This window comes from Mucilaginibacter sp. P4_E8 (genome assembly GCF_056401495.1).
Map to the genome: position 1 here is coordinate 1 of NZ_JBFUJG010000299.1, position 2,491 is coordinate 2,491.

Genomic DNA, 2,491 nt, shown 5'->3' on the forward strand with positions numbered 1-2,491 from the left:
GTTATGGCAAAGTTGACATTTTATGGCTGGATGGTGGCTGGGTTCGCCCTAAAAGCAGCATTGACACTACAATTGACTGGCAACGGGGAATAAAATATGATCAGGATATTGATATGCCTAAAATAGCGGCAATGGGCAGACAAAAACAACCGGGTCTTATTGTAGTTGACCGTACCGTATCCGGTCAGTATGAAAACTATACTACACCAGAGCAGGAAGTGCCCGAAGTACCACTTGATCACCCCTGGGAAAGCTGTATTACTATGGGTAACTCCTGGAGCTACGTGCCCGGCGACCATTATAAATCGGTACAGCAAATTGTGCAGCTGCTGGTGAAAATAGTATCGCGAGGGGGGAACCTGTTAATGAACATTGGCCCTGGCCCTGATGGCGATTGGGACCCTGTAGCTTACGAACGTTTGCAGGGTATAAGCGCCTGGATGAAAATTAATGGCGAAGGTATTTATAGCTCCAAATCTGTAGCTCCATATTCAACAGGTAATATATATTATACTAAAGCAAAGAATGATAAGGCTATTTATGCTTTTATGTTAGCAGATCAGAACAAAGTGGTATTACCTGCAACCATAACAGTAAAGGTAAATAAACCGAAAAAGGTAACTTTACTGGGCAGTAAGCAACACCTTAAATGGAAGCAGCAGGGTGATGGCATAGTAATAAACATTCCGGCAAGTCTTCAACAAAACAGTGGCTTAAATGAAGCTGCCTGCTTTAAAATGGAATATTAGCATGCTGATTTAGGATAAAATACCACATAAAATAGTTAAATAACCATATTTCTGCGCTTGTTGCAGTACTTAATTTTGAAATCAACATCCCACCACATAATGACAAAAATTTACCCTGCAGTTAAAACTGGTTTTTTAAAATTTTCAATAGCTTCATTGTTTTTATGCTGTATTGTTTTTCAAAGCGTAACTACAAAAGCGCAAAGTAAATATGAGTTAAACGAAGGGTGGAAGTGTGCGCCCATTGGCAATGTTAAAGAGCAGGGAGCCGATATTTCTCGCCAGGCTTACAGCACATCAGCATGGATGCCAGCAGTTGTTCCGGGTACAGTATTAACCAGCTTAATAACCGACAAAAAAATGCCTGATCCTTTTTATGGCATGAACAACGAGCAAATTCCTGACATATACAGGACTGGCCGTGATTATTATACCTATTGGTTTGTAAAAGATTTTAAAGAAACGCAGCCTCAGGGCGGCAGCCAGGTTTATCTGAATTTCAGGGGGGTAAATTATAGTTGTGATGTATTCCTGAACGGCCATAAACTGAATGATAAACTACATTCAGGCATGTTTTTGCGCCAGTCATATAATATAACCAAATGGATAGCTAAAGATGGCAATAACAGGATAGCGGTTATTGTTCACCCGCCCGATGTAGTGGGTAACCCCAACGGCGGCCAGGGTGGCGATGGAACTATTGCCCGTAACGTAGGCATACAATATACCGCGGGCTGGGACTGGATTCAACCCATCAAAGACCGTAACACAGGAATTTGGGATAAGGTAACCATTGAGAAAACAGGTGCCGTTAGAATAAAAGACCCACATATAGTTACGCTGGTGCCTGGCATCAGGCAGGTTGAAGGACCACAGCAGCCGGCTATTATACAGGTATCGGCAGCGTTGGAAAATGCTACTAATGCACTCGTAACCGGCGAGTTAAAATATAATTTGGATGGCACCGTGGTATCTAAAAAAGTTACCATAAAAGCAAATTCAACACAATTAGTACAGCTAAATGATTACACTTTAAAAAATCCAAAACTGTGGTGGCCTAACGGATACGGTGCACAGCATTTATACCCAATGCACCTGCAGTTTGTAACTGGTGTTAGTAAACTATCTGATCAGGACGATATTAAGGTAGGAGTAAGGCAACTTACTACAGAATGGAATACCCGTACCGAAAGCAGGCAGATCAACATTAACGGGCAAAAGATATTTATTAAAGGCGGTAACTGGATAATATCTGACGAGCTATTGCGCTTTTCGGATGCGCGTTACGATGCCGAGGTGCGTTTTCACCGGGATATGAACCTGAACCTGATCAGAGTTTGGGGTGGAGCGTTAATTGAACGGCCTGAATTTTATGAGGCCTGCGACAAATATGGCATGCTGGTTTTTCAGGACATGTGGGGATCAGGTGATTGCAACGGCCGGTGGACCGACCCGATGAAGCTGGACGATCAATGGACACGCAGAAAGTATCCGGATGATCATGGATTGTATCTTAAATCTATTGAAGACCAGGTAAAACTGGTGCGTAATTACCCTTCACTGGCGATGTGGTGCGGTGGTAACGAAATTACTCCTCCAGAGGATATTTTGGTAGCTCTGCGCGACACCCTGATGCCTAAACTGGATAATACCCGCTGGTTTATCCCTTATTCAAACTCCGAAGAAATGTCACGCAACGTGCAGGGCGGCAATGGCGACGGGCCTTATGGCATACAGCCTTT

General features: G+C 43.2%; 2 protein-coding genes. Both read left to right on the forward strand.

Going from position 1 to position 2,491, the window contains the following annotated elements:
• Nucleotides 1-749: alpha-L-fucosidase (locus AC1DRQ_RS30700; RefSeq protein ID WP_477429799.1), on the forward strand; the 749-nt coding region annotated here is incomplete at its 5' end.
• 99 nt (nt 750-848) lie between these two features.
• Nucleotides 849-2,491 (forward strand): glycoside hydrolase family 2 protein (locus AC1DRQ_RS30705; protein ID WP_477429801.1); only part of this gene is annotated, 1,643 nt, incomplete at its 3' end.